This is a genomic window from Pseudomonas sp. yb_5 (assembly GCF_043103865.1).
In the GTDB taxonomy this organism is placed as follows: domain Bacteria; phylum Pseudomonadota; class Gammaproteobacteria; order Pseudomonadales; family Pseudomonadaceae; genus Aquipseudomonas; species Aquipseudomonas putida_Y.
Window position 1 is genome coordinate 46,583 of record NZ_JBICKE010000108.1, and the last position, 23,543, is coordinate 70,125.

Annotated in this window: 21 protein-coding genes; 14 read left to right on the top strand and 7 right to left on the bottom strand. The window is 62.3% G+C overall.

Annotated elements, in window-relative coordinates; translation table 11 throughout:
• Positions 1-217: 217 nt before the first annotated feature.
• Positions 218-571: a hypothetical protein gene (locus ACF8GF_RS20115; protein ID WP_014591821.1), complete on the top strand. Its 354-nt coding sequence runs from the start codon at positions 218-220 to the stop codon at positions 569-571.
• Between the two features lie 66 nt (positions 572-637).
• On the opposite strand, the gene ACF8GF_RS20120 is transcribed toward ACF8GF_RS20115, so the two are convergent.
• The gene (locus ACF8GF_RS20120) at positions 638-1,543 is read right to left on the bottom strand and encodes a LysR family transcriptional regulator (protein ID WP_392488406.1); all 906 of its coding nucleotides are present in this window, start codon (positions 1,541-1,543) and stop codon (positions 638-640) included.
• A gap of 124 nt (positions 1,544-1,667) precedes the next feature.
• Between ACF8GF_RS20120 and lysA the strand changes: the two genes are divergently transcribed.
• Positions 1,668-2,906: a diaminopimelate decarboxylase gene (gene lysA / locus ACF8GF_RS20125; protein WP_176684440.1), complete on the top strand. Its 1,239-nt coding sequence runs from the start codon at positions 1,668-1,670 to the stop codon at positions 2,904-2,906.
• Here lysA and ACF8GF_RS20130 read toward each other — a convergent pair.
• The gene (locus tag ACF8GF_RS20130) at positions 2,896-3,819 is read right to left on the bottom strand and encodes a LysR family transcriptional regulator (RefSeq protein ID WP_209964571.1); all 924 of its coding nucleotides are present in this window, start codon (positions 3,817-3,819) and stop codon (positions 2,896-2,898) included. The genes lysA and ACF8GF_RS20130 overlap by 11 nt on opposite strands.
• A gap of 269 nt (positions 3,820-4,088) precedes the next feature.
• On the opposite strand from ACF8GF_RS20130, the gene ACF8GF_RS20135 reads away from it, so the two are divergent.
• The 8 genes from ACF8GF_RS20135 (at position 4,089) to ACF8GF_RS20170 (ending at position 11,948) form a co-directional block, all read left to right on the top strand.
• The gene (locus tag ACF8GF_RS20135; RefSeq protein ID WP_392488407.1) at positions 4,089-4,532 is read left to right on the top strand and encodes an acetyltransferase; all 444 of its coding nucleotides are present in this window, start codon (positions 4,089-4,091) and stop codon (positions 4,530-4,532) included.
• Between the two features lie 19 nt (positions 4,533-4,551).
• Positions 4,552-5,376 (top strand): AraC family transcriptional regulator, encoded by an 825-nt coding sequence (locus ACF8GF_RS20140; protein WP_392460983.1) that lies wholly within the window; start codon positions 4,552-4,554, stop codon positions 5,374-5,376.
• Positions 5,377-5,484: 108 nt separating this feature from the next.
• Complete coding sequence (locus ACF8GF_RS20145; protein ID WP_010953073.1) at positions 5,485-5,871, top strand: cupin domain-containing protein; 387 nt, start codon at positions 5,485-5,487, stop codon at positions 5,869-5,871.
• A 169-nt stretch (positions 5,872-6,040) separates the two neighbouring features.
• On the top strand, positions 6,041-6,751 hold the full coding sequence (locus ACF8GF_RS20150) for an AraC family transcriptional regulator (RefSeq protein ID WP_392488408.1): 711 nt from the start codon (positions 6,041-6,043) through the stop codon (positions 6,749-6,751).
• Between the two features lie 103 nt (positions 6,752-6,854).
• Entirely contained in the window at positions 6,855-8,273 is a 1,419-nt protein-coding gene (locus ACF8GF_RS20155; RefSeq protein ID WP_176684444.1) for an efflux transporter outer membrane subunit, read from the top strand.
• A gap of 206 nt (positions 8,274-8,479) precedes the next feature.
• Positions 8,480-9,625: an HlyD family secretion protein gene (locus ACF8GF_RS20160; RefSeq protein ID WP_176684445.1), complete on the top strand. Its 1,146-nt coding sequence runs from the start codon at positions 8,480-8,482 to the stop codon at positions 9,623-9,625.
• The gene (locus tag ACF8GF_RS20165) at positions 9,615-11,129 is read left to right on the top strand and encodes a DHA2 family efflux MFS transporter permease subunit (RefSeq protein WP_176684446.1); all 1,515 of its coding nucleotides are present in this window, start codon (positions 9,615-9,617) and stop codon (positions 11,127-11,129) included. Before ACF8GF_RS20160 ends, ACF8GF_RS20165 begins: the two co-directional genes overlap by 11 nt.
• 81 nt (positions 11,130-11,210) lie before the next feature.
• On the top strand, positions 11,211-11,948 hold the full coding sequence (locus ACF8GF_RS20170) for a GntR family transcriptional regulator (RefSeq protein WP_176684447.1): 738 nt from the start codon (positions 11,211-11,213) through the stop codon (positions 11,946-11,948).
• A 53-nt stretch (positions 11,949-12,001) separates the two neighbouring features.
• On the opposite strand, the gene ACF8GF_RS20175 is transcribed toward ACF8GF_RS20170, so the two are convergent.
• A complete protein-coding gene (locus ACF8GF_RS20175) occupies positions 12,002-15,085 on the bottom strand; it encodes a MexW/MexI family multidrug efflux RND transporter permease subunit (protein WP_392488409.1) in 3,084 nt (1,027 codons plus the stop codon).
• Positions 15,082-16,179, bottom strand: a complete 1,098-nt coding sequence (locus ACF8GF_RS20180; RefSeq protein WP_392488410.1) for an efflux RND transporter periplasmic adaptor subunit — start codon at positions 16,177-16,179, stop codon at positions 15,082-15,084. The genes ACF8GF_RS20175 and ACF8GF_RS20180 overlap by 4 nt, the downstream gene beginning before the upstream one ends.
• Positions 16,180-16,432: 253 nt before the next feature.
• Here ACF8GF_RS20180 and ACF8GF_RS20185 point away from each other — a divergent pair, with 253 nt between their 5' ends.
• From ACF8GF_RS20185 to ACF8GF_RS20200, 4 genes are all read left to right on the top strand, one after another.
• Entirely contained in the window at positions 16,433-17,254 is an 822-nt protein-coding gene (locus tag ACF8GF_RS20185) for an RHS repeat-associated core domain-containing protein (RefSeq protein ID WP_392488411.1), read from the top strand.
• A 299-nt stretch (positions 17,255-17,553) separates the two neighbouring features.
• On the top strand, positions 17,554-18,432 hold the full coding sequence (locus ACF8GF_RS20190) for an RHS repeat-associated core domain-containing protein (protein ID WP_392488412.1): 879 nt from the start codon (positions 17,554-17,556) through the stop codon (positions 18,430-18,432).
• 130 nt (positions 18,433-18,562) lie between these two features.
• Positions 18,563-19,042: a redox-sensitive transcriptional activator SoxR gene (soxR, locus tag ACF8GF_RS20195; protein ID WP_176684452.1), complete on the top strand. Its 480-nt coding sequence runs from the start codon at positions 18,563-18,565 to the stop codon at positions 19,040-19,042.
• A gap of 129 nt (positions 19,043-19,171) precedes the next feature.
• Complete coding sequence (locus tag ACF8GF_RS20200; RefSeq protein WP_176684453.1) at positions 19,172-19,420, top strand: CsbD family protein; 249 nt, start codon at positions 19,172-19,174, stop codon at positions 19,418-19,420.
• Between the two features lie 52 nt (positions 19,421-19,472).
• On the opposite strand, the gene ACF8GF_RS20205 is transcribed toward ACF8GF_RS20200, so the two are convergent.
• From ACF8GF_RS20205 to ACF8GF_RS20215, 3 genes are all read right to left on the bottom strand, one after another.
• Positions 19,473-20,726 carry an OprD family porin gene (locus ACF8GF_RS20205; RefSeq protein ID WP_392488413.1) on the bottom strand — a complete coding sequence of 418 codons (1,254 nt, stop codon included), beginning with the start codon at positions 20,724-20,726 and terminating at the stop codon, positions 19,473-19,475.
• A gap of 67 nt (positions 20,727-20,793) precedes the next feature.
• Complete coding sequence (locus ACF8GF_RS20210; RefSeq protein ID WP_176684455.1) at positions 20,794-22,098, bottom strand: CitMHS family transporter; 1,305 nt, start codon at positions 22,096-22,098, stop codon at positions 20,794-20,796.
• 108 nt (positions 22,099-22,206) lie between these two features.
• A complete protein-coding gene (locus tag ACF8GF_RS20215) occupies positions 22,207-23,514 on the bottom strand; it encodes a dicarboxylate/amino acid:cation symporter (RefSeq protein ID WP_392488414.1) in 1,308 nt (435 codons plus the stop codon).
• Positions 23,515-23,543: the final 29 nt, after the last annotated feature.

Here is a 23,543-nt window from a genome sequence, read left to right on the forward strand (position 1 = left end):
GGATCAACGATAGCCAACCCGTGGCATGGCGGACGGTAAAAAACCAGACGTTGAACGTGCGCAGGCACGCTCAGGGCTCGCCGAAGCTTAACGACTGATCGGTCATCTACGCTTGCAGCGCTGCGACAATTTCGGTCAAGGGGCGGTAACTTTACGTTTATGCCTGTACGCAAGACTGTCAGAATTCCCTTCCGTTTCCGTTGACCCGAGCCTGCTCATGCAAATCAACACCGCCCTGCTGTTCGCCACCCCTTGCGATGACGAGGAAGACAACATGGCGACCCTGTGCTGCCACAGCGACAAGGGTCAGATGTTCCTGCTTACCCGTTACCCGGACGAGGACACCGTCGACCTGACCCTGGATGACGAGCCGTCGACGCTGGATGGCCTTAAAGTGACCCTGAGCGCCAAGCGCCTGCTGATCGAAGTGGCGGCCGGTGACCGGGACGCGCTGAAGGGGGATGAAGTGCTGGAGATCAACCTGACCAGCGAGTTGAGTGACATGGATGAAGTGAAAGAAACCCTTGAAAACATCCTGGCCGGTACTGGAACCTTGGTCTGCGAGCTGTAGGAGCGGGTTTACCCGCGAAGCAGGCACAGCGGTGGGTGGCATGGAATCTGAGTGCCCCGGAAAGCCCTAGCCCAATGCTGCCTGCATTTCTTGCGCCTGCACCCGCAACGCCTCGCAAAACGGCTCCACCGCTGCCGATGCCGGCCGATGGTCCGGGCGTATCAGCATCACCTGATAGGGCACCGATACCCGTAACCGGCGGATCGGCAACCCGCTTTGCGCCGCCTCCAGCCCGCTCAGCGGGTTGATGATCGCCACCCCAAGGCCTTGCCTGACCATGGCGCACACCGACGCGGCACTGGTGGTCTCGATAACCGTGCGGCGGTTGACCCCGGCCGCACGAAAGTGCTGATCAAGACGCTGCCGGTAGGTATCCAGGCTGGCCAGGTTGATGAAATCGACCTCATGGAAATCACTCAGCTCCAGTTCAGCCTTCACCTGCAGCGGGTGATGCTCGGGCAACACGCACACCATGTTGGCACTGAACAGCAATTCTCCATACGCGCCACGCGGTATCTGTTCGACTTCAGTCAGGCCAAGGTCATGCTGCTGGGCAACCAGTGACTCCTCCAGCAAAGGCGACTCCTGCGCCAGAATGCTCACGCTCACGCCCCTGTGCTGCTGGTGAAAGCGCTGGCAAGCCTTGGGCAACAAGGTTTGCGAGAACAGCGGCAGGCAGGTGATGGCCAGCCGGCCCTGCTCGAAGTTGCGGATGGCCTGGGCAAAGCGATCGATCCGCTCCAGCCCGACGTAGGCGCGCTCGACCTCCTCGATCAGCAGCAACGCCTGGGCGGTGGCCACCAGGCGCCCTCCCTCGCGTTCGAACAGATTCAGGCCGGTCACTTGCTCCAACCGGGCCAACTCGCGGCTGACGGTGGGCTGCGAGGTGAACAGCAGGCGCGCGGCACCCGTGACACTGCCAGCGGCCATGATGGCGCGGAACACTTCGATGTGGCGGACGGACAGTTTCACGGCAAATACCCGAAGCGTTGACAATAGGTATATCAGATATGAATGGCTGGCAGAAGAATAGCTATTTTTCTGAATTCACCCTTTGGCTCATCCTCGTGGCCTTCCTTATACGAGTGACGCCACCATGACCGCACCCTTCACCCTCCTGGCCGAGGCTGTTCGCCAGCACGGCTCGCCGCTATGGGCATACGACACCCGCACAATCGCCGATCGCGTCGAGCAGCTGAACGTATTCGACACCGTACGTTTCGCCCAGAAAGCCAACCCGAACGTGCATGTGCTGCGCCTGATGCGCGCCCATGGCCTGGTGCTGGATGCAGTGTCGCTGGGTGAGATGGAGCGGGCCTTCGCCGCCGGCGCGAGCGTTGACGGTGACCCAGCCGGCGTGGTGCTGACCTGTGACGCACTGGACCGCCCCACCCTGGAGCGGGTGGTGGCCTCGAAGATCGAAGTCAACGCTGGCTCCATCGACATGCTGCGCCAACTGGGTGAACGCTCGCCCGGCCACCGTGTGTGGATCCGCATCAATCCGGGTTTCGGCCATGGCCACAGCCGCAAGACCAATACCGGCGGCGAAAACAGCAAGCATGGTATCTGGCACGAAGAACTGGACGAGGCGCTGGCGTGCATCAAGATCCATGGCCTGCACCTGGTGGGCGTGCACATGCACATTGGCTCCGGGGTGGATTACCAGCACCTGGAACAGGTGGCCCGCTCGATGATCGAGCTGATCGGCCGCCTGGGCGTGGACATCGAGGCGTTCTCCATCGGCGGTGGGCTTTCTACCCCTTACCGCAGCACCGACAAACCGGTCGACCTGCAGCGCTATGCGCAGACCTGGGCGATAGCGCGCAAGGAAATCGAAGCGCTGCTCGGCCACCCCGTGCGCATGGAAATCGAGCCAGGGCGCTTCCTGGTGGCCGAGTCGGGCTACCTGGTGGCCGAAGTGCGCGCTGTCAAGCAAGTGGGCCGCAATACCTTCGTCATGATCGACGCCGGCTTCAACGACCTGATGCGCCCGGCGATGTACGGCGCCTACCACGGCATGACCCTGCTCGATGCCAACGGTCAGCCGGTGGACCGCCCACGGCAGCCGACCGTGGTGGCCGGGCCGTTGTGTGAATCGGGTGACGTGTTCACTCAGAATGACCAGGAACTGACCCCGCAGGACCTGCCTCAGGCACAGGTAGGCGACCTGCTGGTGATCCACGATGCCGGCGCCTATGGCGCGTCGATGTCGTCGAACTACAACAGCCGGCCGCTGCTGCCGGAGTTTCTGATCGAGGGCGGGGAGTTGCGGATGATCCGCCGGCGGCAGACGGTGCAGGATCTGCTGAGCCTGGAGACCGACATCATCCCATGACCGCTTCCCGTAGTCCGCCCATATAGTGCTCCAGGCGACTACGCAGCCAACGCTCGGCCGGGTCGCTGTCGGTGGTGCTCAACCAGACCATGGCCAGCTCCAGTGCAGCAGTCTCGAACGGCAGCGTCTCGGCCTGCAGGTTGCCCCAACGCTCCATGCCTTGTGCGGCATAGTCCGGGCAGCAGGCCAGCAGGTCGGTACCGGCCAGAATCGCCGGCAGCGAACTGAACTGCGGCACCGACAACACCACCTTGCGTTCACGGCCGATGTCTTTCAACCAGTCGTCGACCACACCCTGGGTGTTGGCGGTCGGCGAAACCTGAACATGCGGGCGTTGACAAAACTCATCCAGCGAAAGCGGCGTGGTGGATTTGTCGGCCCGTACTACCCTGGCTTGCAGGGTGCGTAGCACCTTGCGTTTGGCATTGGCGGGCAGGCCCTTGGTCTGGCTGATACCCACCGTCACGTCGCCCGCCGCCAGCAGGTCCGGAATGCGCCAGTAGTCCACATGCTGCACGACCACCACCACGTTTGGCGCCTCCACCCGCAGCGCCCGCAACAGCGGCGGCAACAGGCCCGACTCGACATCATCGGACAAGCCGATGCGGAAGGTCATCTTGCTGGTCAGCGGGTCGAAATCATGGGTCATGCTGAGGGCGACGGACATCGCATCCAAGGCTGGCGTGAGGTACTTGATCACCTCTTCGGCCCTGGCCGAGGGCTCCATGCGGTTGCCCACTCGAACCAGCAACGGGTCGTTGAACATCGCACGCAACCTGGCCAGCGCGGCGCTGACCGTGGGTTGGGCGACGAACAGCTTCTCCGCGGCACGGGTGAGGTTGCGTTCCTGCATCAGCGCTTCGAACACCACCATCAGGTTGATATCGGCTTTGCGCAGTTCGTTGCGGTTCATGGGTGCTCCCGGGCCGTTCTTGTTGTTCGGGTTCAATTCCAGCATCGACATGCATCCTAGCCGAGTCGAAACCTGCACTGCACCCTACCCAATCGCCATTGCCCTCTACTGAGCGACCGGGGTAATCTTCCGCTTTCTTCCCTTCCGGCCTCCCCTGCCGTGCACCGCCCAGGCGTTGACTCGCGAAGCGGTCATTCATGATGCCGACACTTGCATGGCCGCCGCTCACTGGCGCGCCCATCCGCCATCAATGCACTCAGGATGACAACATGATCATTCGCCAAGGCATCGCTGCAGACTACCCGCAGCTGCTCGACATCTGGCTGCGCGCTGTTCGCGCGACGCACCACTTTCTGCAACCCTCCGACATCGACGCACTATTGCCACAGCTGCGCGACGTGTACTTCCCGGCCGTGGAGCTGTGGGTTGCGGTAGACACCGATGACCAACCACAGGGCTTTATCGGCTTCAATGAAAACCATGTGGAAATGCTCTTCGTCGATCCAGCGCGTCACGGCCAGGGCATTGGCCGTGCACTGCTGGATTTCGGCCGCCAGTCACGCAGTGCGATGAGTGTCGATGTCAACGAGCAGAACCCACAGGCAACAGCGTTCTACCAGCACTATGGCTTCGTCCAGACTGGCCGTTCACCACTGGATGGCGAAGGTCGCCCGTTCCCCTTGCTGCACATGAGCCTGCCCACCCGGGCGTGAGCAGGAGGCACTGACCGCGATGGCCCGCAAAGCGAAGCCCCTACCGCCGTCCGACTGGGTCATCCGTAGTGCCCAACCGGGCGGTATCGAGCGTATCGAAGCCTGGTTCGGTAGCCACGGCTACGACCCGCATCGCCACGATACCTATTCGATCGGCCGTACGCTGGCCGGCGTGCAAAGCTTCCACTACAAGGGTTCGCTGCGGCACGGCATACCGGGCAACACGCTGGTGCTGCACCCGGACGAACAGCATGACGGCATGGCCGGCACCGACGCAGGCTTTCGCTACCGCATGGCCTACGTCGACCCGGCACTGATCCAGAACGTGCTGGGTGGTCAGCCTTTGCCCTTCATCGCTGGCGGGCTGTCCAGCGACCCGCGTCTGTACCACGCCAGCGAAGCGTTCGTACAGGCAGTGGACCACGCGCTGGAACCATTGGAAGAACAGGACGCCCTGTATGACCTGGCGATCGCCTTGCGGGCCGTCGGCGGCAAGCCGCGCGGGCGCAAGCGCCTGGATTACCAGGCAGCCGAACGCGCCCGAGCCTTCATCATGGAACACCTGCATGTGGGCATAACACTGGACATGCTGGAACAGGCCAGTGGCCGCGAACGCTGGAGCCTGTCGCGGGACTTTCGCACGCTGTACGGCACCAGCCCCTATCGCTTTGTCACCCTGCGCCGCCTCGACTGCTTGCGCCGAATGATCCTGGACGGCTTCACCTTGGTCGACGCCGCCATTGCCGCAGGCTTTCATGACCAGAGCCACATGACCCGGCACTTCACCCGCTGCTATGGCGTACCGCCGTTACGCTGGCTGGAGCGTTTGCGAGCGTCACGCTGAGTTACCGCAGGCGCCCGCGCACCCCGTGAGAACAGGCTTGCAGGATCGTACAAGAACCGGACTCACCCGGAGCGATAGGCTGAACACTCCACTTTCCGAGGAACTGTCATGCCTGAATCCCGTCACCCACATCCCTCCCTGCCAGTGAACCTGGTCCACAAGGCAGCGCTTATCGAACAGCAATGGAGCCCCAGGGTCGTTGCCGAGATGAACGATTACCAGTTCAAGGTCGTGCGCATCGAAGGCGAATTCATCTGGCACGCGCACCCGGAGACCGACGAAGCATTCCTGGTGCTGGAAGGCACCCTGCGTATCGACCTGCCGGATGGCTGCGTGCATGTGAACCCCGGGGAACTCTATGTTGTGCCCCGCGGCGTCGAGCACCGGACCGCTGCGCAAGGCGAAGCGAAACTGATGATGATCGAACCGCGGGGCATTCTGAATACCGGTCATGAAGGGGGGAATCGCACAGCAGAGAGCGATGTCTGGATTTAACAAGACTCACAACTTTCAAGCTGTAGTCTCTGACTTCACAGCAATAATTAACCATAAAAAATCGCCTTACAGCCATTTGTAATCATGGCAATTCGCTCGTAGCCCACACTTCGCAACCCGGCACAGGGTCGCCTCGATATAATTGGATCCAATAACGAGGATGGCCTGCATGCAAGCACTGGAAAGGGACTACGGACACGGCGATGAAGTGGCCTGCCACTGCCACGCCGAAGACCAGCTGATCTACGCCGCCAGCGGCGTGATGCGGGTCAGCAGCGAAGGCGGCAGCTGGGTGATCCCCGGCGGGCATGCCTTGTGGATGCCCGCGGGGGTCAGCCATGCCATCCGCATGGAAGGCGTGGTCTGCATGCGCACCTTGCTGCTCGACGCCCACATCGAACGCTGCCAGGTCATCGTCGTGTCCGGCCTGCTGCGCGAACTGATCCTGGCGGCGTCACGGGTGCTGAACCTGCGCGACGGTGCGCATGCTCGGGCGCTGATCCTGTACGAACTCGCCGCCGCCCGGCGCATCGATGCCTTCGTCCCGACGCCGCAGCACGCACGCCTGCGTGCCTGGTGCGAGCGCTTCCTGCAGGACCCGGCCCAGGACCTGACCCTGGAGCAATGCGGCGCACAACTGAACATGAGTGCCCGCAGTGTGGCCAGGCTGTTCCAGCGCGAGGTGGGCATGTCGTATGGCCAATGGCGCGCCCGTGCCCGGGTGATGCTCAGCCAGCAGTGCCTGGCCGATGGCAAGCCGATCCTGAACGTTGCGCTGGAGCACGGCTACCAGAGCGCCAGCGCCTTTACTGCCATGTTCAAGCGCATCCTCGGCTATGCGCCGAGTGATTGGCAAAACGGTGCCGCGCGCGAGTACTGAGCCTCAGGTTGTCCCGCTTGCGCGCAGGGTTGTCCCGCTTGCGACAGCGACGCCCATGCAACCCTCGTTAACCTCGCATCACAACCTTTGAGCGACAACCGTGATGCCCTTACTGCACTCATTTCCCGGCCCTGCCCGGCTTGCCACAGCCCTCGGCATGCTTGCTGCACTCGCGGCGTGCGGCCACCAACCCACACCTGCCGAACCCGCTGTAGCGCTGCAGGCAGACCCGCTGGCGAACATGCCGGCCGGCGTCAGCAAACAGCCCCTGCCCGAACGCTGGTGGGCACTGTATCAAGACCCCCAACTCAATCGCTGGGTACAGCAAGCCCTGGCGCACAACCAAGGCCTGGCACAGGCCGAGGCCAACGTGCAGGCCATGCTGGCCGGCATCGGCGAGTTCGACGCCAGGCGCTGGCCGTCTACCGAGATGGGCGTTGCCGCTACCTATGGCAGGCGCGCCGATGACCAGACGCTGGCCGAGGCGACCGACAGCAACGCGCCGTCGCAATGGCAATTCAACCCGGGCATCGAACTGGCCTATCAGGTGGATATCTGGGGCCAGGTACGCGCCGCCATCCAACGTGCCAGGGTGCAAGCCGAAGCCAGCGCTGCGGCGCTAGACCTGGTACGCCTGCAGGTGGTCGCCCAGACCACCCGCGCCTACATCGACCAGTGCACCTACGCGGCGCGCCTGGAGGCAGCGAAGCAGGCCTTGCAAACCCTCGACCACAGCGTGCAACTCCGCCAGCGTCAGCGCCAGGCCGGTGTGGCCACTGCCCTCGACAGCGAGCGCCTGCTGGGCTTGCGGGAACAGGTGCGTGCGCAACTGCCGATGCTCTCAGCCCGGCGGCAGATGGCACTTTACGAACTGAGCATGCTCAGTGGCCAGGCCTCGGTGGCCGAGGCCACGACCTGCGTAGCCATCCCCACGCTGTCGGTGCCGCTGCCGGCTGGCGATGGCTGGCATTTGCTCGAACGCCGGCCAGATGTGCGCCAGGCCGAACGGGAACTGCAGGCGGCCACCCTGGAGACCGACATCGTGCGGGCCGACCTTTACCCAAAGGTCAGCTTCGGCGCTTCGTTGACGTCTTCGGACCATCACCTTGCCAACCTCGGCGACAGCCGCGCGGTGATGTTCGGCATTGGCCCGCTGATCCGCTGGGAGTTTCCCAACCTGAAAGCCAACCGCGCACGGGTGAGCAAGGCCGAGGCATTGCAGCGGGCGCAGGTCGCCCGTTACCGCGGCGTAGCGCTGAGCGCGCTGAAAGACGTGCGCCAGGCACTGGCCCGCTACGACGGCGAGCGACAACGGTTGCAGGCGCTGGACGCAGCCCTGGCGCACAGCCAGCACAGCTTTGCCCTGGCCCAGGGTAACTACCGTGCCGGCACCGTGGACGGGCTGGCCCTGCTCGACAGCGAGCGCGAAATGATCAGCCTGCAGGCCAACCACACAGAAGCCCGAGGGCGCCTGGCGCAAGCGCAGGTAAACCTGTTCCGCGCGCTGGGCGGGCGGTGGTAGCGAGAAGCAAGACCAGCAGCGAGCACCGCTCACTGTAGGAGCGGGTTTACCCGCGAAGAATACACCGCGGTGGATGGCACGGGCTTCGCCCGTGTTCGCGGGCAAGCCCGCTCCCACACGGATCGCGCCAGCTTTTAGAAATTGAGCAAGACAGTGGCTCCCACAACCGACAGCCAGCAGGCCCAATTCGAGATTGGAAACCAACCATGAATGTTGCCGTAGACAAACCCTCACCCGCCGAAACTGAACAGCGGCCGAGCGCTAAAACCCGTCGCCGCCTGGCAGTCATCGCCAGCGGCAGCCTGGCCGCAATCACCCTGCTGGCCTTCACCAGCTACTGGTTCAGCACCGGCCGCTATCTGGAAACCACCGACGATGCCTACGTCCGCGCCGACTGGGTGGCCCTGAGCCCACGCGTGGCGGGTTACGTAGTCGAGGTCGAGGTGGCTGACGACCAGCCGGTGAAAGCCGGCGATGTGCTGGTGCGCCTGCAAAACCGCGACTACCGCGCCCGCCTCGACCAGGCCCGGGCTGGTGTGACCGAGGCACAGGCGGCACTGGCCGCCGCCCAGGCCAGCCAACAGGTAGCGACCGAGCGCATCGACCAGCAACAGCAAGCCATCCTGCAGGCCGAGGCCGTCGTGCGCAGCGCCACCGCCGAACAGCGTCGCAGTGAACTGGATGTCCAACGCTACCGTGGCCTGGTGCGTGACGACGCAGCGACCGTGCAGCGCCTGGAAACCGCCAGTGCCCATGCCAGCCAGGCACAAGCCGCGCTGCAAGGTGCCCAGGCCGCGCTGCGCCAGCAACGCTCACAACTGGCCATGGCCAAGGCCCGGTCAGCCCAGGCCGAGGCCGAACTGCAACAACGGGCAGCGGCCCTGGCAAGCGCCCAGGCCCACCAGCAGCTCGCCGAGCAGGACGAACAGGACACCGTGATCCGCGCGCCGATCACTGGCGTGGTCGGCCAGCGCCGCGTGCGCACCGGCCAGTACGTGGTGCCGGGCCAGCCGCTGTTGGCTGTGGTGCCCCTGCAGCAAGCCTATGTGGTGGCCAACTACAAGGAAACCCAACTGGCCCGCATGCGCCCCGGGCAACCGGTAGAAATACGGGTCGACAGCTTCGCCAGCCAGCCACTGCATGGCCATGTGGCCAGTTTTTCGCCAGCCTCGGGCAATGTCTTCGCCTTGCTGCCGTCGGACAACGCCACCGGCAACTTCACCAAAATCGTCCAGCGTTTCCCGGTGCGCATTTTGCTCGACAAACCGCTGGATGGCCCGCAGGTACTGCCCGGCATGTCGGTGGTCAGTACAGTCGACACACGCCCCGCAGAGGTCGCCGATGCGCACTGAGCAAACGGTCTCGCTGCGCGCCTGGGTAGCGGTGCTTGGCGGCCTGTTCGGCTGCTTCATGGCGGGCATGAACGTGCATGTCACCAGCGCCGCACTGCCGGAAATCCGCGGCTCGCTGGGTGCCAGCTTCGAGGAAGGCTCATGGATCTCCACCGCCTACCTGGTGGCGGAAATCGTGATGATTCCGCTGACGGCCTGGTTGGTGGACGTGTTCTCGCTGCGCCGGGTCATGTGGACCGGCTCGCTCATCTTTCTGATCGCCTCGGTGGCCTGCTCATGGGCGCCCAACCTGGAGGCGATGATCGTAATCCGGGTGATCCAGGGGGCTGCGGGCGCGGTGCTGATTCCCCTGTCGTTCCAGCTGATCATCACCGAACTGCCGGCCAGCAAGATGGCCATGGGCATGGCGCTGTTCAGCCTGGCCAACAGCGTGGCGCAGGCCGCCGGGCCGTCGATTGGCGGCTGGCTGACCGATGCCTATTCGTGGCGCTGGATCTTCTATCTGCAACTTTTCCCCGGCATTGCGCTGCTGTTGGCCATCGCCTGGTCGATCGAGGCCAAGCCGATGAAGCTCGAACTGTTACGCAAAGGTGATTGGCTGGGTATCGCGGCCATGGTGATCGGCCTGGGCGGCTTGCAGATCGTGCTGGAAGAAGGCGGCCGGCTGGACTGGTTCGGCTCGCCGCTCATCGTCGGCATGAGCGTGGTCGCCACCATTGCCTTGGTGGTGTTCGTGGTGACCCAGCTGTTCGGCCAGCGCGCGTTCATCAATCTGCGCTTGCTGGGGCACTACAACTTCGGCGTTGCCAGCGTGGCGATGTTCATCTTTGGCGCTGCCACGTTCGGCCTGGTGTTCCTGGTGCCCAACTACCTCTCGCAGTTGCAGGGGTTCAGCGCGCACGACGTGGGCGTAGCGCTGATCGCCTATGGCGTGGTGCAGTTGCTGCTGGCGCCGTTGATGCCCCGGCTGATGGGCTGGACCAGTGCCAAGTTCATGGTCGCCAGCGGCTTTTTGATCATGGCGCTGGGCTGCTGGCTGGGGGCCAGCCTGAGCGCCGACAGTGCCGACAACGTGATCATCCCGTCCACGGTGGTGCGTGGTATTGGCCAGCCTTTCATCATGGTTGCGTTATCGGTGCTGGCGGTGGCCGGGCTGGACAAGCGTGAAGCCGGCTCAGCCTCGGCGGTGTTCTCGATGTTGCGCAACCTGGGTGGCGCCATCGGCACGGCCGGGTTGACGCAACTGGTGGCGACCCGTGAACGCTTTCACAGTGAGCGCATTCACGAGCAGGTGACGCTGTTCGAGCCAAGCGTGCAGGCGCGCATCAACCAGACGGTGCAAAGCTGGCTGCCGCATCAGCAGCAAATGCTGGAAGCGTTGGCGGCGACCATTCGGCGAGAGGCTTACCTGATGGCCTACAGTGATGCGTTCTACCTGGCGTGCCTGGCATTGGTCGGGTGTGCCCTGGCAGCGCTGCTGCTCCGGGCCAGGCAGCAGCATTGACCTCTGTGGGCGGCCGGAGCGTTCGGCATTCGGCCGCTGTTACACTGTCAACCGATGAAATTGGCGAGCCCGAGCAAAGGTATGAACCCAACGCGCTACTCCACCGTGGCAAAGGACTTGATGCAAGCGATTGCCAGCGGCCGCTACCCGGTGGGCAGTCTGCTGCCGACCGAGTTCGAGCTGTGCGACCTTTACAATGTGAGCCGGCACACGGTGCGTGCCGCTATCGACCAGTTGCTCACCCAAGGGCTGGTGTCGCGGCGCAAGCGCGTGGGCACCCGGGTGGAGGCCAGCAGCCCACGCGGCGGCTATTCGCAATCGTTGGCCAGTGTGGCTGAGCTGGCGCACCTGGCGGACACCCAGCAGCGGGAAATCCAGGGCGTGCGCCACTTTGTCGCCGACCTGAGCGAGGCGGCGAGGCTGGGGCTGGTGCCGGGGGAGCATTACTTCTGCGTGTCGAGCATCCGCGTCGACCGGCAGCACGATTGCGCGCCGCTGTGCTGGACCGACGTGTATGCACAGCGCGACTACACCGCGGTCATCGAGCTGGCCCGCGAGCACCCTGACCAGCTGATTGCCGGCTTGATCGAACAGCACTATGGCCGGGCAATCGCAGTGGTCGACCAGCAGGTACGCGCGGTGTTGCTGACAGCGGAAATGGCCCGGGTGCTGAAGGCCGAGGCGGGCTCGCCGGGGCTGAAGATCATCCGCCACTACCGCGAGGAAAATGGTGATTTGATGGCGGTTTCCGAGACCGTGCACCCGGATGACCGCTTTACCTTGGTCACCCAGATGCGCCGCGACCGCTCCCCCGCCTGAACCCGCTCGTACAGGGATGGTGCAACTTTCAGCCAATGAACAGACCGTTGCCCCTAAAGCGCCCCCAGTTGCCTTTCAGCTTCGACCAACTGCCTCGCCCGCGCCGTGCTCACCCGGTGATCGCGTGCCAGCCAGGCGTAGATCGTCGGTAGCACGAACAAGGTAAACAAGGTCCCCACCAGCATCCCGCACACAATCACCACCCCCAACCCGAAACGGCTGTTGGCGCCGGCGCCGCTGGCGAACAGCAGTGGCAGCACGCCAAAAGTCATCGCCGCCGTGGTCATCAGCACTGGCCGCAAGCGTATTTGCGCCGCACGAACAATGGCGGCGGCACGATCGAGGTTGTCGCGCACCTGAATCTCGTTGGCGAACGCCACCATCAGGATGCCATGCTTGCTGATCAGGCCGATCAGCGTCACCAGGCCAATCTGCGTGTAGATGTTCAGCGTGGCCCAGCCCAGCGCCAGCGGCAGCAGCGCACCGCAGATCGACAGCGGCACGGTCACCAGAATGATCAGGGGGTCGACCAGGCTTTCGTACTGCGCCGCCAGCACCAGGTAGATCACCACCAGGGCGGCGAGAAATGCCCACATCAAGGCAAAGCCCTCCTGCACATACTGGCGCGATTCCGATTGCCAGTCGTGGCTGAAGCCCGGTGGCAGCTCGGCGGTGAGCTGTTCCAGAAATGCCACGGCGTTGCCCATCGATACACCCGGGGCCGGGATCGCCTGCAGGGTACTGGCGTTCTGCTGATCGAACTGCAACAGGCGGTTGGGTGCCACTTCGATATCCAGGCGCACCAACGTGGCCAGCGGCACCAGGCTGCCATCCTCGGCGCGCACATACTGGCGGCTCAGCGCCGCAGGCGTCAGGCGTTGGTCCTGGATACTCTGCGGGATCACGTCATAAGAACGCCCGAACAGGGCGAAGCGGTTGAGGTACTGCTCGCCCACCAGTACGCCCAGCGACTCACCAATGGCCTGCATGCTGATGCCCAGGCTCGCCGCCTTGGCCCGGTCCACGCGTACCTTGACCACCGGGTTGTTGTAGTCAAGGTCGCTGTCCACCACGGCGAACAGGCCGCTGTCGCGGGCGCGTTGCTTGAGCACTTCCATGGTCTGGAACAGCTCGGGGTAATCCTGGGCGCTGCGCAGCACCATCTGCACCGGCAGGCCACCGCTGGAGCCCGGCAGCGACGCGACCTGGAAGGCGAAGATGCTGCTGCCCTCGATATCCGCAACGGCCTGCTGCAACTGCGCCTGCACCTGTGCGGCGGAACGCTCGCGCGCCTGCCAGGCGCTGAGGTTGATGCCACCGAAACTGGTGGCCGGGCCGTCGGTGCCGTTGATGATCCAGGTGTCGGTGGTTTCGGCAATGGACTTCATTATCTGGTCGAGCTTCAGCGCGAAGCGTTCTGCGTATTCGAGGCTGGCATGCTGCGGCGACTTGATGGCGGTCAGCACCGCCGCCTGGTCCTCGGGTGGCGCCAGCTCGCGCTGCGGCAGCAGGTACAGCCAGGGCAGGCTCAGGCACACCAGCAACGCCACGCCGCCACCGATCCAACGGTGTGCCAGTGTGTAGGCCAGTACCCGTCCATAGGCCCCGCTCAGCGCACCAAACAACCGATCGGCGAGAGTGGCCATTGCGCCATGCTGCTGACCGGATTGCAGCAACAGCGAGCTCATCACCGGCGACAAGGTCAGCGCCACAATGCCGGACACGATTACCGCCCCCGCCAGGGTCAAGGCAAACTCACGGAACAGCGTGCCGGTCAGTCCGCCCATCAAGCCAATGGGCGCATACACCGCCGCCAGGGTCAGGGTCATGGCGATCACCGGCCCGGCAATTTCCCGCGCCCCGGCCAATGCTGCCGCGACCGGCGATTTGCCCTCCTCGATATGCCGGTGCACGTTTTCCACCACCACAATCGCATCGTCCACCACCAGGCCGATGGCCAGCACCATCGCCAGCAAGGTCAGCAGGTTGAGGCTGAAACCGAACATCAACATCAGGCCCGCGGCCCCCAGCATCGACAGCGGAATGGCCACCACCGCGATCAGCACGCTGCGCAGCGAACCCAGGCACAGCCAGATCACCAACACCACGATCAGCATCGCCTCCACCAAGGTGCGCAGCACTTCATGGATCGACGCATCGATGAAGCGTGCGGTTTCATAGGCCAGCGCCACTTTCACGCCAGGCGGCAAGGTCTGCTGGATCTGTGGCAGCAGTTGGCGAATTCCCTCGACGATCACCAGAGGGTTGCCGCTGGGCGTGGGGAACAGCCCCAGGTGCACGGCCGGTTCGCCGTCCATGGTGGCGCTGGTCTGCGTGGCCGCCGCACTCAGCTCGACAGTGCCAATATCGCGCAGGCGCACCAGGTCGGTGCCATCATTGCGGATGATCAGCTCGCGGAAGTCTTCGACCCGGGTCAGGTCGGTGTCCACCTGGATATCGGCCAGCACGTACTGCCCGCGCACCTGGCCCGGCGTTGCCTGGTAGTTGTTGGCACGTACCGCCTGCGCCACGTCCGCCGCCGTCACCCCGCGCCCGGCCATCTGCTCACTGTCCAGCCACAGGCGCATGGCCAGGCGCTGCCCGCCGAACGACTGCACCTTGGCCACGCCGTCGATACCAGAGAACTGCGGTTCCACCACCCGCGACAGGTAATCGCTCAGTTCCGGTATCGACAGGCTGTCGCTGGCAAACCCCACATAGGCCACGGCAGTGGAGTCGCCTGCCGACAGCTCCACCACCGGGTCGTAGGCTTTTTCCGGCAGGCGATAGCGCACCTGGTTGACCTTGGCCATGGTTTCGGCCAGCGCCTGGGTCGAGTCACGGTTGAGCACCATGCGCAAGGTGATCAGGCTGCGCCCCTGCTGCGACGACGAGGACAGGTAGTCGATGCCTTCGACCGACGACACCGCCTGGGTGATCGGCTGCGTCACGAAACCCTGCATCAACTCGGCGGAGGCACCGGGGTACTCGGTGCTGATGGTAATGGTCGAGCTTTCCAGCAACGGGTACTGGCGGATTGGCAACTTGCCCATGGCAAACAGCCCCATCAGGATGATCAGGCTGCTGACCACCAGCGCCAGCACCGGGCGGCGCACGAAGACATCGGTAAACCTCACGACTGCCGCCCTCCCTGGCTGACCTGCAGGCTGTCCTGCGCCACTGGCTCGACCGGCATGCCATCACTCAGTTTCAGTTGGCCGGAAACCACCACCCGGTCACCGGGTGTCAGGCCGGAGGTAATCTCCACCCGCCCCTGCCAACGCTCACCGGTGGTTACCTGCACCCGGTTAACCCGGGTGCCATGCTGCGGGTCCTGGGTCGCGACAAATACCGTCTGCCCGTAGGCGGTGTAGGTGATCGCGGTTTCCGGCACGGCCAGCACGGTCGACGGCTGCGCAGCTTCAAGCCGCACGCCGGCGTACATACCCGGTTGCAACTGCCCTTGCGGGTTCGCCAAGGCCGCCTGTACCTGCACAAGGCGCGCTTTGCTGACCACCGGGTCGACCGCCACCACCCGGGCCTGGAAGTCTTGCCCACGCACCGCGTCCACCGTCAGTGCCAGCACTTGCCCGGCGTGCACTTCGGGGGCGGCCTGCTCGCCCAAGGCGAAGTTCACATGCAACTGGCTGATGTCGGCCAGGCTGACGATGGTCTCGCCAGCGCCCAGGTACTGCCCCTGATGCACACGGCGGATGCCGAGCTTGCCGGCAAACGGTGCACGAATGGCCTTCTGCGCGATCAGCGCCTCGACATGCTGCAGCTCACCGCGGGCCACGTCCACGGCAGTGGCGGCGTTGTCCAGCAGCTCTTGCGACACGGCATTCATCGCGCGCAGTTTGCGGCTACGCTGCAGCACTACGTCAGCGTTACGCAACCTGGCCTGCAACTGCACGCGCAGGGCCTGCTCGGGTGCGTCGTTGAGCTGCACCAGCAACTGCCCGGCCGCTACTGTCTGCCCCGACTCGAAGGCGATGCGGGTAATACGCCCTGCCATCTCGGCCGCCACCTGCACCTGGTTGACCGCCTCCAACTCCCCCGAAGCAAAGCGCTGCCGCGCCAGTTGCACCTGCTCGGCCGTGGCCAGCGCCACCTTGGTCGCCGGCCACACCGCCGCGGCGGGTGGCGCCGAGCCGTTTCCCACCAGCGCATAGGCAGCGGCCAGCGCACCGGCAACAGCGCCAGCCCAGGCCAGTAACATCCGTTTGTTCATGCACAGCTCCGATCACAGGGAAAGCGGTTGCAGGAAAGATCGGGCAGGACTATAAGAGCTCAACTTAACTTGAGGTCAACAGGCATGGCAGCAGAATGTTGCTGGCACCCCCTGGCTGCTGATAGACGTTGAGGTGGTAGTGCGAGGCAATCACGACATCGTTAAACCGGAATCACCTGACAATTTTATCAGTGTCGAACTTGTGGTCTGTGAGGCACACTCATACCTCCTTCAGCTTGGGTTCCTCAAGACCATGTCTACAGACACTTACTCCAGGCATATATCAAAACGCGTGCCAAACAACTACTTGCCCTATGGCTATCGAAACGCCGAAAAGCAGCCGATCGGAATCTTAGGCTACAATGGCGAGCCTCTATCTATCCTAAGGGAATGCTACGCCCTCGGTAATGGACACCGAATCTATAGCCCCCGTTTGATGCGATTCATAAGCGCAGACACACTGAGCCCTTTTGATCGTGGCGGTCTAAATTGCTATGCCTACTGCCTGAACGACCCAATCAATGCAACAGACCCTAGCGGAAAATCCCGATTCAAGACGGCGGGCACTGTAGCCTTGGCAGCGGTCAAATTTAAGAAAAATCTTTCATCGAGGACAGAAAACACCAATCACTGGAAAGCACTTGGCAACTGGTATGTCGATGAGTTGAGTGAGGACGTAAAGCTCGCAATCCAATCAATAAAAAATCAAACAACCCACATCACCCTGGTCGAAAACCCCGCCAGCTTATCCAGACTTAATGATTCTCAATTCAAACATAAATTTATCTTTACACGCGCTAAAAATTTCTTCATAGGCAGTTACAGCGCAGATGAACCCAGCCATCCAAGTATCGCCCATCTTGGTCAATGGATAACCGGAACCAAGAGTGACGTTGTCAGTGCAGGAAGCATCATGAAAGACGGCAACGGTTATACTTTAGACAGCTCTTCCGGACACTATATGCCTTCGGTTGAGCAGTTGAAACCCGCGCAAGCCCATCTTGAGTCGCTCGGTATAGCAGTAACGAGCTTGAGGGAGAATAAGCCTTCTAAAGGCTATGCAGCACGTCTCTAACGTGTTCGTGCTCGGCAACAAAGCTAATATCGGAGGCAGCGTATCCCGCGAACGATTGAGTCTCACCAACCTGCTCTTGTGCGTAGGTTGCGCCCTCGCGCACTAAAAAATTTGCCGGCGCCTTGGGTACTTCATCGGAATGTCCGCCTTGATCCCTGGCAGTGAAAGATCGGGCAGGACTGTAGGAGCTCACCTTACTTTGAAGCCTGCAGGCCTGGCAGCGAAAAGACGTCGAAACAGCACGAATGGCTAATGGGTAATCACTGATGCCAAGTGCCAGATCTGACGGAGTCAGAGATATGTCAACGCATAAAATTTCGACACCCCGTAAAAAACAAGATCCGGCCATTGCACCCCGTTCGGAAAGTCAGGCCCGTGACCAACATGGCGCCGCACGAACACCCACGGACCCAACAACAGGCCAGCCAGTAAACTACACACCCTATGGGTTTCGAAACGCCAATGCGAAGCCGACCGGAGCAGCGGGGTTCAATGGTGAATTTTACATTTCTGCGCTGAACGGTTACGCACTCGGAAACGGGTACCGAATATTCATCCCACGCTTGATGCGATTCATCAGCCCAGACAACCAAAGCCCTTTCCTCAAAGGCGGCATCAACGCCTATGCCTACTGCCTGAACGACCCTGTCAACGCACAAGACCCTAGCGGAAAAAACGCAATCAATACATTAGTTCAGACCGCTATCAAGATAGGCAAGACTTATAGCAAACGATTCAAACCTTCCAATACGGGACACCTACTTTCTAACAACCAAGCCAAACACCTTCAAACCGAACTCAAGGATGCCAAAAGCTTTATAAGCAAGGGTATCGTAGACATCAATATTATCAACGACAACAATAGCGCCAAAAAAATCAGCCCATCACTCATTTACAAATACACACTCATAAATGAAGGAGACGAAACGACCCTGGTAGTCTTCGGTGCCTCTACTGACGCCCTCTTGAATACTCACGCCAGCGGCGCTGAAATGTGGAATTTCAACGCCAGCAATAACGTTAGCGCTGCGGGTTATATCGCCTATGAGAAGGGGGTGTTTATTGTCGACGACTGGTCCGGCCACTATCAGCCTGAGCCCTGGCGCATGGCGCTCGTAAAAGCCTACCTGGAAGGGTTGGGCTATGAGGTGAGAACCGTGCGTCGTGGCTTTGGGTAGCGTGCCCAACGGCTGGAAGGTAATGGGCAAAGGCGAATACCTTCGTGCAATACCCCAATGCCCCGAAAAAGGTTGCGGCGCCGACCGGGCAGGCTTATAAAAGCTCAATTTAACTTTAGGTCTAACACGTATGGCAGCAGATAACACGCGGATGCTCACAGTGGGTGAAGTGGCCAAGCGCAGCGGCGTGGCGGTGTCTGCCCTGCACTTCTACGAAACCAAGGGGCTGATCGCCAGCGTCCGCACGGCAGGCAACCAGCGCCGCTATCCCTCGCTGGTGCTGCGTACCCTGGCGATCATCAAGGTAGCCCAGCGCACGGGAATTCCGCTTGAGGAAATCAAACAGGCCTTCAGCCGTTATGCCCCCAACAGCAAGCTCACGGCAGCACAATGGAGCGAGATGTCCACGGCCTGGCGCGAAGACCTGAATGCCCGCATTCGCACACTGGAGGCACTGCGCGACAGCCTGGACAACTGCATTGGCTGCGGTTGCCTGTCGCTTGAAGACTGCCCGCTGCGCAACCCCGAGGATGTGCTGGCCAAGGAAGGGACCGGGGCGCGGATCCTCGAGAAGAAGGCCCGCCAGGCTGCAGGCTTACCCTGTTCGTAACGGTCACAATGCTCGTTAAGGCCGTCTGGTTGTCTTCGAGCTTGCTTGCGGTGGAACCATTGCGACGCGCCACCACCCTAACCCTGTGCTGTTAACACTCAGTCGCTCACAGGAAGGAACAAAACCATCATGAAACGTGAACAGATCGAAGGTGTTGCTGAAAACCTCACAGGCAAGGCGCAAAGCGCCGTAGGCCGTCTGGTCGAAGACCCGGCGCTGGAGGCCGAAGGCGATGCGCGCCAGGCCGCAGGCCAGTTGACCAAGACCTACGGTAACACCCTGGACACCGTGTCTTCGTTCGTCAAGGAAAAGCCCTTCGCCGCACTGGCCATCACAGCCGCCGCCACACTGGTGGTCTCTCGCCTCCTGCGCCGCTGAACAGGGCACCGCAAGCAGGGCCTGGGCCGGGTGTGCGATCCGGCCCGCGCCATCACCAGATGGCGATATCGTAGGTAAGGTACAGGCGGTTGCTGTCGCGGCCGCGAGCGAAATCCGAACGATAGACATAGTTGCGAAGTTTCACGCCCAGACCTTTCAGTGGCCCGCCCTGCACCACGTAGGCAATCTCGGCGTCACGCTCCCATTCTTTGATGCCCTCGCCACCTGAACGGCCATTGTCACCACTCAGGTAGCGCGTCATGAAGGTCAGCCCCGGCACGCCGGCGGCCGCGAAGTTGTAGGCGTAGCTGGCCATCCAGGTTTTCTCTTCCTCCTCGATGAACTTGCCGATGCCGACGTTGCTGAACGAATAAACGGTCGCACCACTGATGTATGGCAAACCGGCATCTCCATCGAGCACCTGATAACCGGCCCCCAGGGTATGGCCGGAATGCGCATACGCCACCTGGCCACTGAACATGTGGTTGTCGATACCGCCGCCGTAGGCCGCCCCGCTGTCGCGGCTTTTGAAGTAGCGCAGGTCCGTGGTCAGTACTCCGCCGGCCAACGGCAGGTCATGTACCAGCCCGGCAAAATCCTGGCGATAGAAGTGCTCTAGCTGGCCATGGTAGACACTCAGGCGCAGTTGTTTGCTGACGGCATAGTCGGCACCGGCAAAGGTGAAGTCACCCGACTTGCCGCCCCCATGGCCATCCAGATAAATGCCGGTGCTGTTGGACGAGTCACGCTGCTTGAAGCGGTCAAGGTGCCCGGCCATCAGGGTCAGCCCGTCGATATCCGTGCTGGTCAGCTGAGTGCCCTGATAGGTCTGTGGCAGCACCCGCGCATCGTTGTAGACCAGCACCGGTGTCTTTGGCAGCAAGGTGCCGTGCTTGACCACGGTGCTGCCCAGGCGGGCTTTGGCCGTGACCCCGGCACTGGCGAACTCATTCGCCGCACGGCCATCGTCGTGCACCGGCAACAACCCGGTACCGCTGCGCCCGCGGCCGGAATCAAGGCGTACGCCCAGCAGGCCCAGTGCATCGAGCCCCACACCTAACTTACCGTGGGTGAAACCTGACTGGTAGTCGAGCAGAAAGCCTTGAGCCCATTCCACCCGTTCGCTTTTGGCCGTGGCGGCAGCGCGGGCGCTCATACCCTGCTCGTCACGGAAATTCTCGTTGAAATACACGTTGCGCAACTGCAGCTTGAGCTTGCTGTCATCGATAAAACCGGAAGCGCCGGCAACAGGTAGCCAGCCGCAAAGCAGGCCTAAGGTGGCCCCACGGAACACAGCTCGGGACATGATCGGTACTCTATTGTTGTTTTCGGAGTGAGCGTGAGTCGGGGCGCCTGGCAGCGCCCGATAATGCTTAGACGAAGAAGGACAAGGCGCCCGTGAGCAACGCCAGCGCTGTGATCACCAGCGAGGTGAGCACGGCCCATTTCACCGTGGCCTTCTGGAAGTCACCGATATCCCGGTCGACCATGCCCACCAGCAACAAGGTGGAGGCCACCAGCGGGCTCATCAGGTGCACAGGCTGCCCCAGCACCGAGGCGCGGGCAATTTCCACCGGGTCGATGCCGTACGCGGCCGCGGCATTGGCCAGGATCGGCACAACGCCGAAGTAGTACGCGTCGTTGGACAGCACGAAGGTCAGCGGCATGCTGGTCAGCGCCACCACCAGCGGGAACCAGTGGCTCCACGCTTCCGGAATCCAGTCCACCAGCGTCTGGGCCAATGCATCGACCATCTTGGTACCCGAGAAAATACCGGCAAAGATGCCCGCGGCGAACACCAGCAGCACCACGGTCATGGCGTTGCCCGAATGGGCGAGGATGCGCTCTTTCTGCAAGTCCAGCTGCGGGTAGTTGATCATCAGCGCCGCGACGAAGCCGATCATGAACAGGATGGCTGCGTGCATCAGCCCCAGCACCAGCGCGGTCATCACGGCGATCACCAGCACCAGGTTCACATAGGCAAGGCGCGGGCGCTTGTGCGGGTTGTCGCCGAGGATTTCCTTGATGTAGCAGTTGCCGCCACCAGACTCCAGGGCAATGTTGCCGATGCGCCGGCGCTCGGCACGGCCCAGCAGGTAGGCGGTGAACACGACCCATGCCGCCCCACCGATGACGGTGGGCAACATCGGAATGAAGTACTCGGTCGCATCCAGGCCGAGCGCTGCAATGGCACGGGTGGCGGGACCACCCCACGGGCTCATGCCGCTCATGATGCTCAATGACAGCATCGATACGGTCGCCAGGATCATCGGGTTCATGCCGATGCGCTTGTACAGCGGCAGCATGGCGGCGCAGGTAATCATGTAGGTCGTGGTGCCGTCACCGTCCAGCGCCACCAGCAGCGATAGCAGGGCGGTGCCGATGGCGATCTTGATCGGGTCGCCATTCACCCGCTTGAGAATCTTGCGGATCAACGGGTCGAACAGGCCGGCGTCGATCATCAGGCCGAAGAACAGGATGGCGAACAGCAGCAGCGCGGCAGACGGTGCGACCATTTTCAGCCCTTCGAGCATCATCTTGCCCAGGTCTGGCGCGAAACCGCCAATAACGGCGAAAACAATCGGCACGATGGTAAGCGCGACGATAGGGGACAGGCGTTTACTCATGATCAGGTAGGTGAAGGTCACCACCATGATCAGGCCCAGAAGTGCGAGCATGGTTTGTTCTCTTGTTTTTATTGTCTGTGGCCACCTGCAGCGCAGACGGCCCCCTACCCCCCGGCAACGCATGGTGGGGGGCTGTGAAAAGCTTGAGGGTGTCGGGGCTCAGCCGTGGCGGCGCGGTTCGGCGACCCAGTCGGCTGTTTCAGCGACGGGGCTGACCACCGGCTCGCCATCCAGGCGGCTGTGCAGCGTCTGCCGGTCACAGGCGTTTTCCGACAGCGAAACCACCACCGTAGCCACTGCGTTGCTGACAAGACTCGTCAGCGCACGGGCTTCCGACATGAAGCGGTCGACCCCGATCAACAGGGCCAGGCCGGCCAGGGGAATGTCGTGGATCACGGTGAGGGTCGAGGCCAAGGCCACGAAACCGCTGCCGGTGACACCTGCCGCGCCCTTGGAGGACAGCAACATGATCGCCAGCATGGTGACCACCTGGCCCAGGCTCAGGTCGATGTTGCAGGCCTGTGCGATGAACACGGCTGCCAACGACAGATAGATGGCAGTACCGTCCAGGTTGAACGAGTAACCAGTGGGCAGCACCAGCCCAACCACGCCTTTCTTGCACCCAAGCTTCTCGAGTTTCTCGAGCATTCGCGGCAGTACCGGCTCGGTTGAAGAAGTCCCCAGCACCACAAGGAACTCTTCGCGGAAATAGCGCAGCAGCTTCCACAGGCTGAAGCCATGGGCACGGCAGATGCCACCGAGCACCACCAGCACGAAGAACGCGCAGGCGATGTACAACGTCCCCACCAGCTTGGCCAGCGCGCCAAGGGACGTAATGCCGTACTGACCCACGGTAAATGCCAGTGCGCCAAAAGCGCCGACCGGGGCAAAGCGCATCAGGTAGCCGAAGATGCGGAACACCATGGTCGAGGCCGACTCCAGCACGTCCAGGACCGGCTTGCCTTTCTCGCCCATCGACGAAAGGGCGAACCCGCTGAGTACGGCGATGAACAGTACAGGCAAGACCTCACCCTTGTTGAAGGCACCTACGAAGGTGTCCGGGATGATGTGCATGAAGAAGTCCACCACGCTCAACTTGGCGGCCGACGCGGTGTACTGGCTCAGGCCCGCCGTGCTCAGGGTGGCAGGATCGATGTTCATGCCGGCACCTGGCTTGAACAGATAGACCGCCGCCAGTCCGATTACCAGGCTGACCACCGTCAGGCCCAGGAACAGCAGCAGGGTCTTGCTCATCAAGCGGCCCAGGGAGCGCTTGTCGGTCATGCCGGCGATGCCGGTGACGATGGTGCAGAACACCACCGGCGCGATCATCATCTTGATCAGCTTGATGAACGCATCACCCAGCGGCTTGAGGGCCACGGCCTGTTGCGCCCAGAAGTGGCCGACCACCACGCCCAGCAGGACGGCGCAGAGAATCTGGAAATACAGCGATTTGGCGAGTCTCATGAGGCATCACCCATTGTTGAAATTGTGCG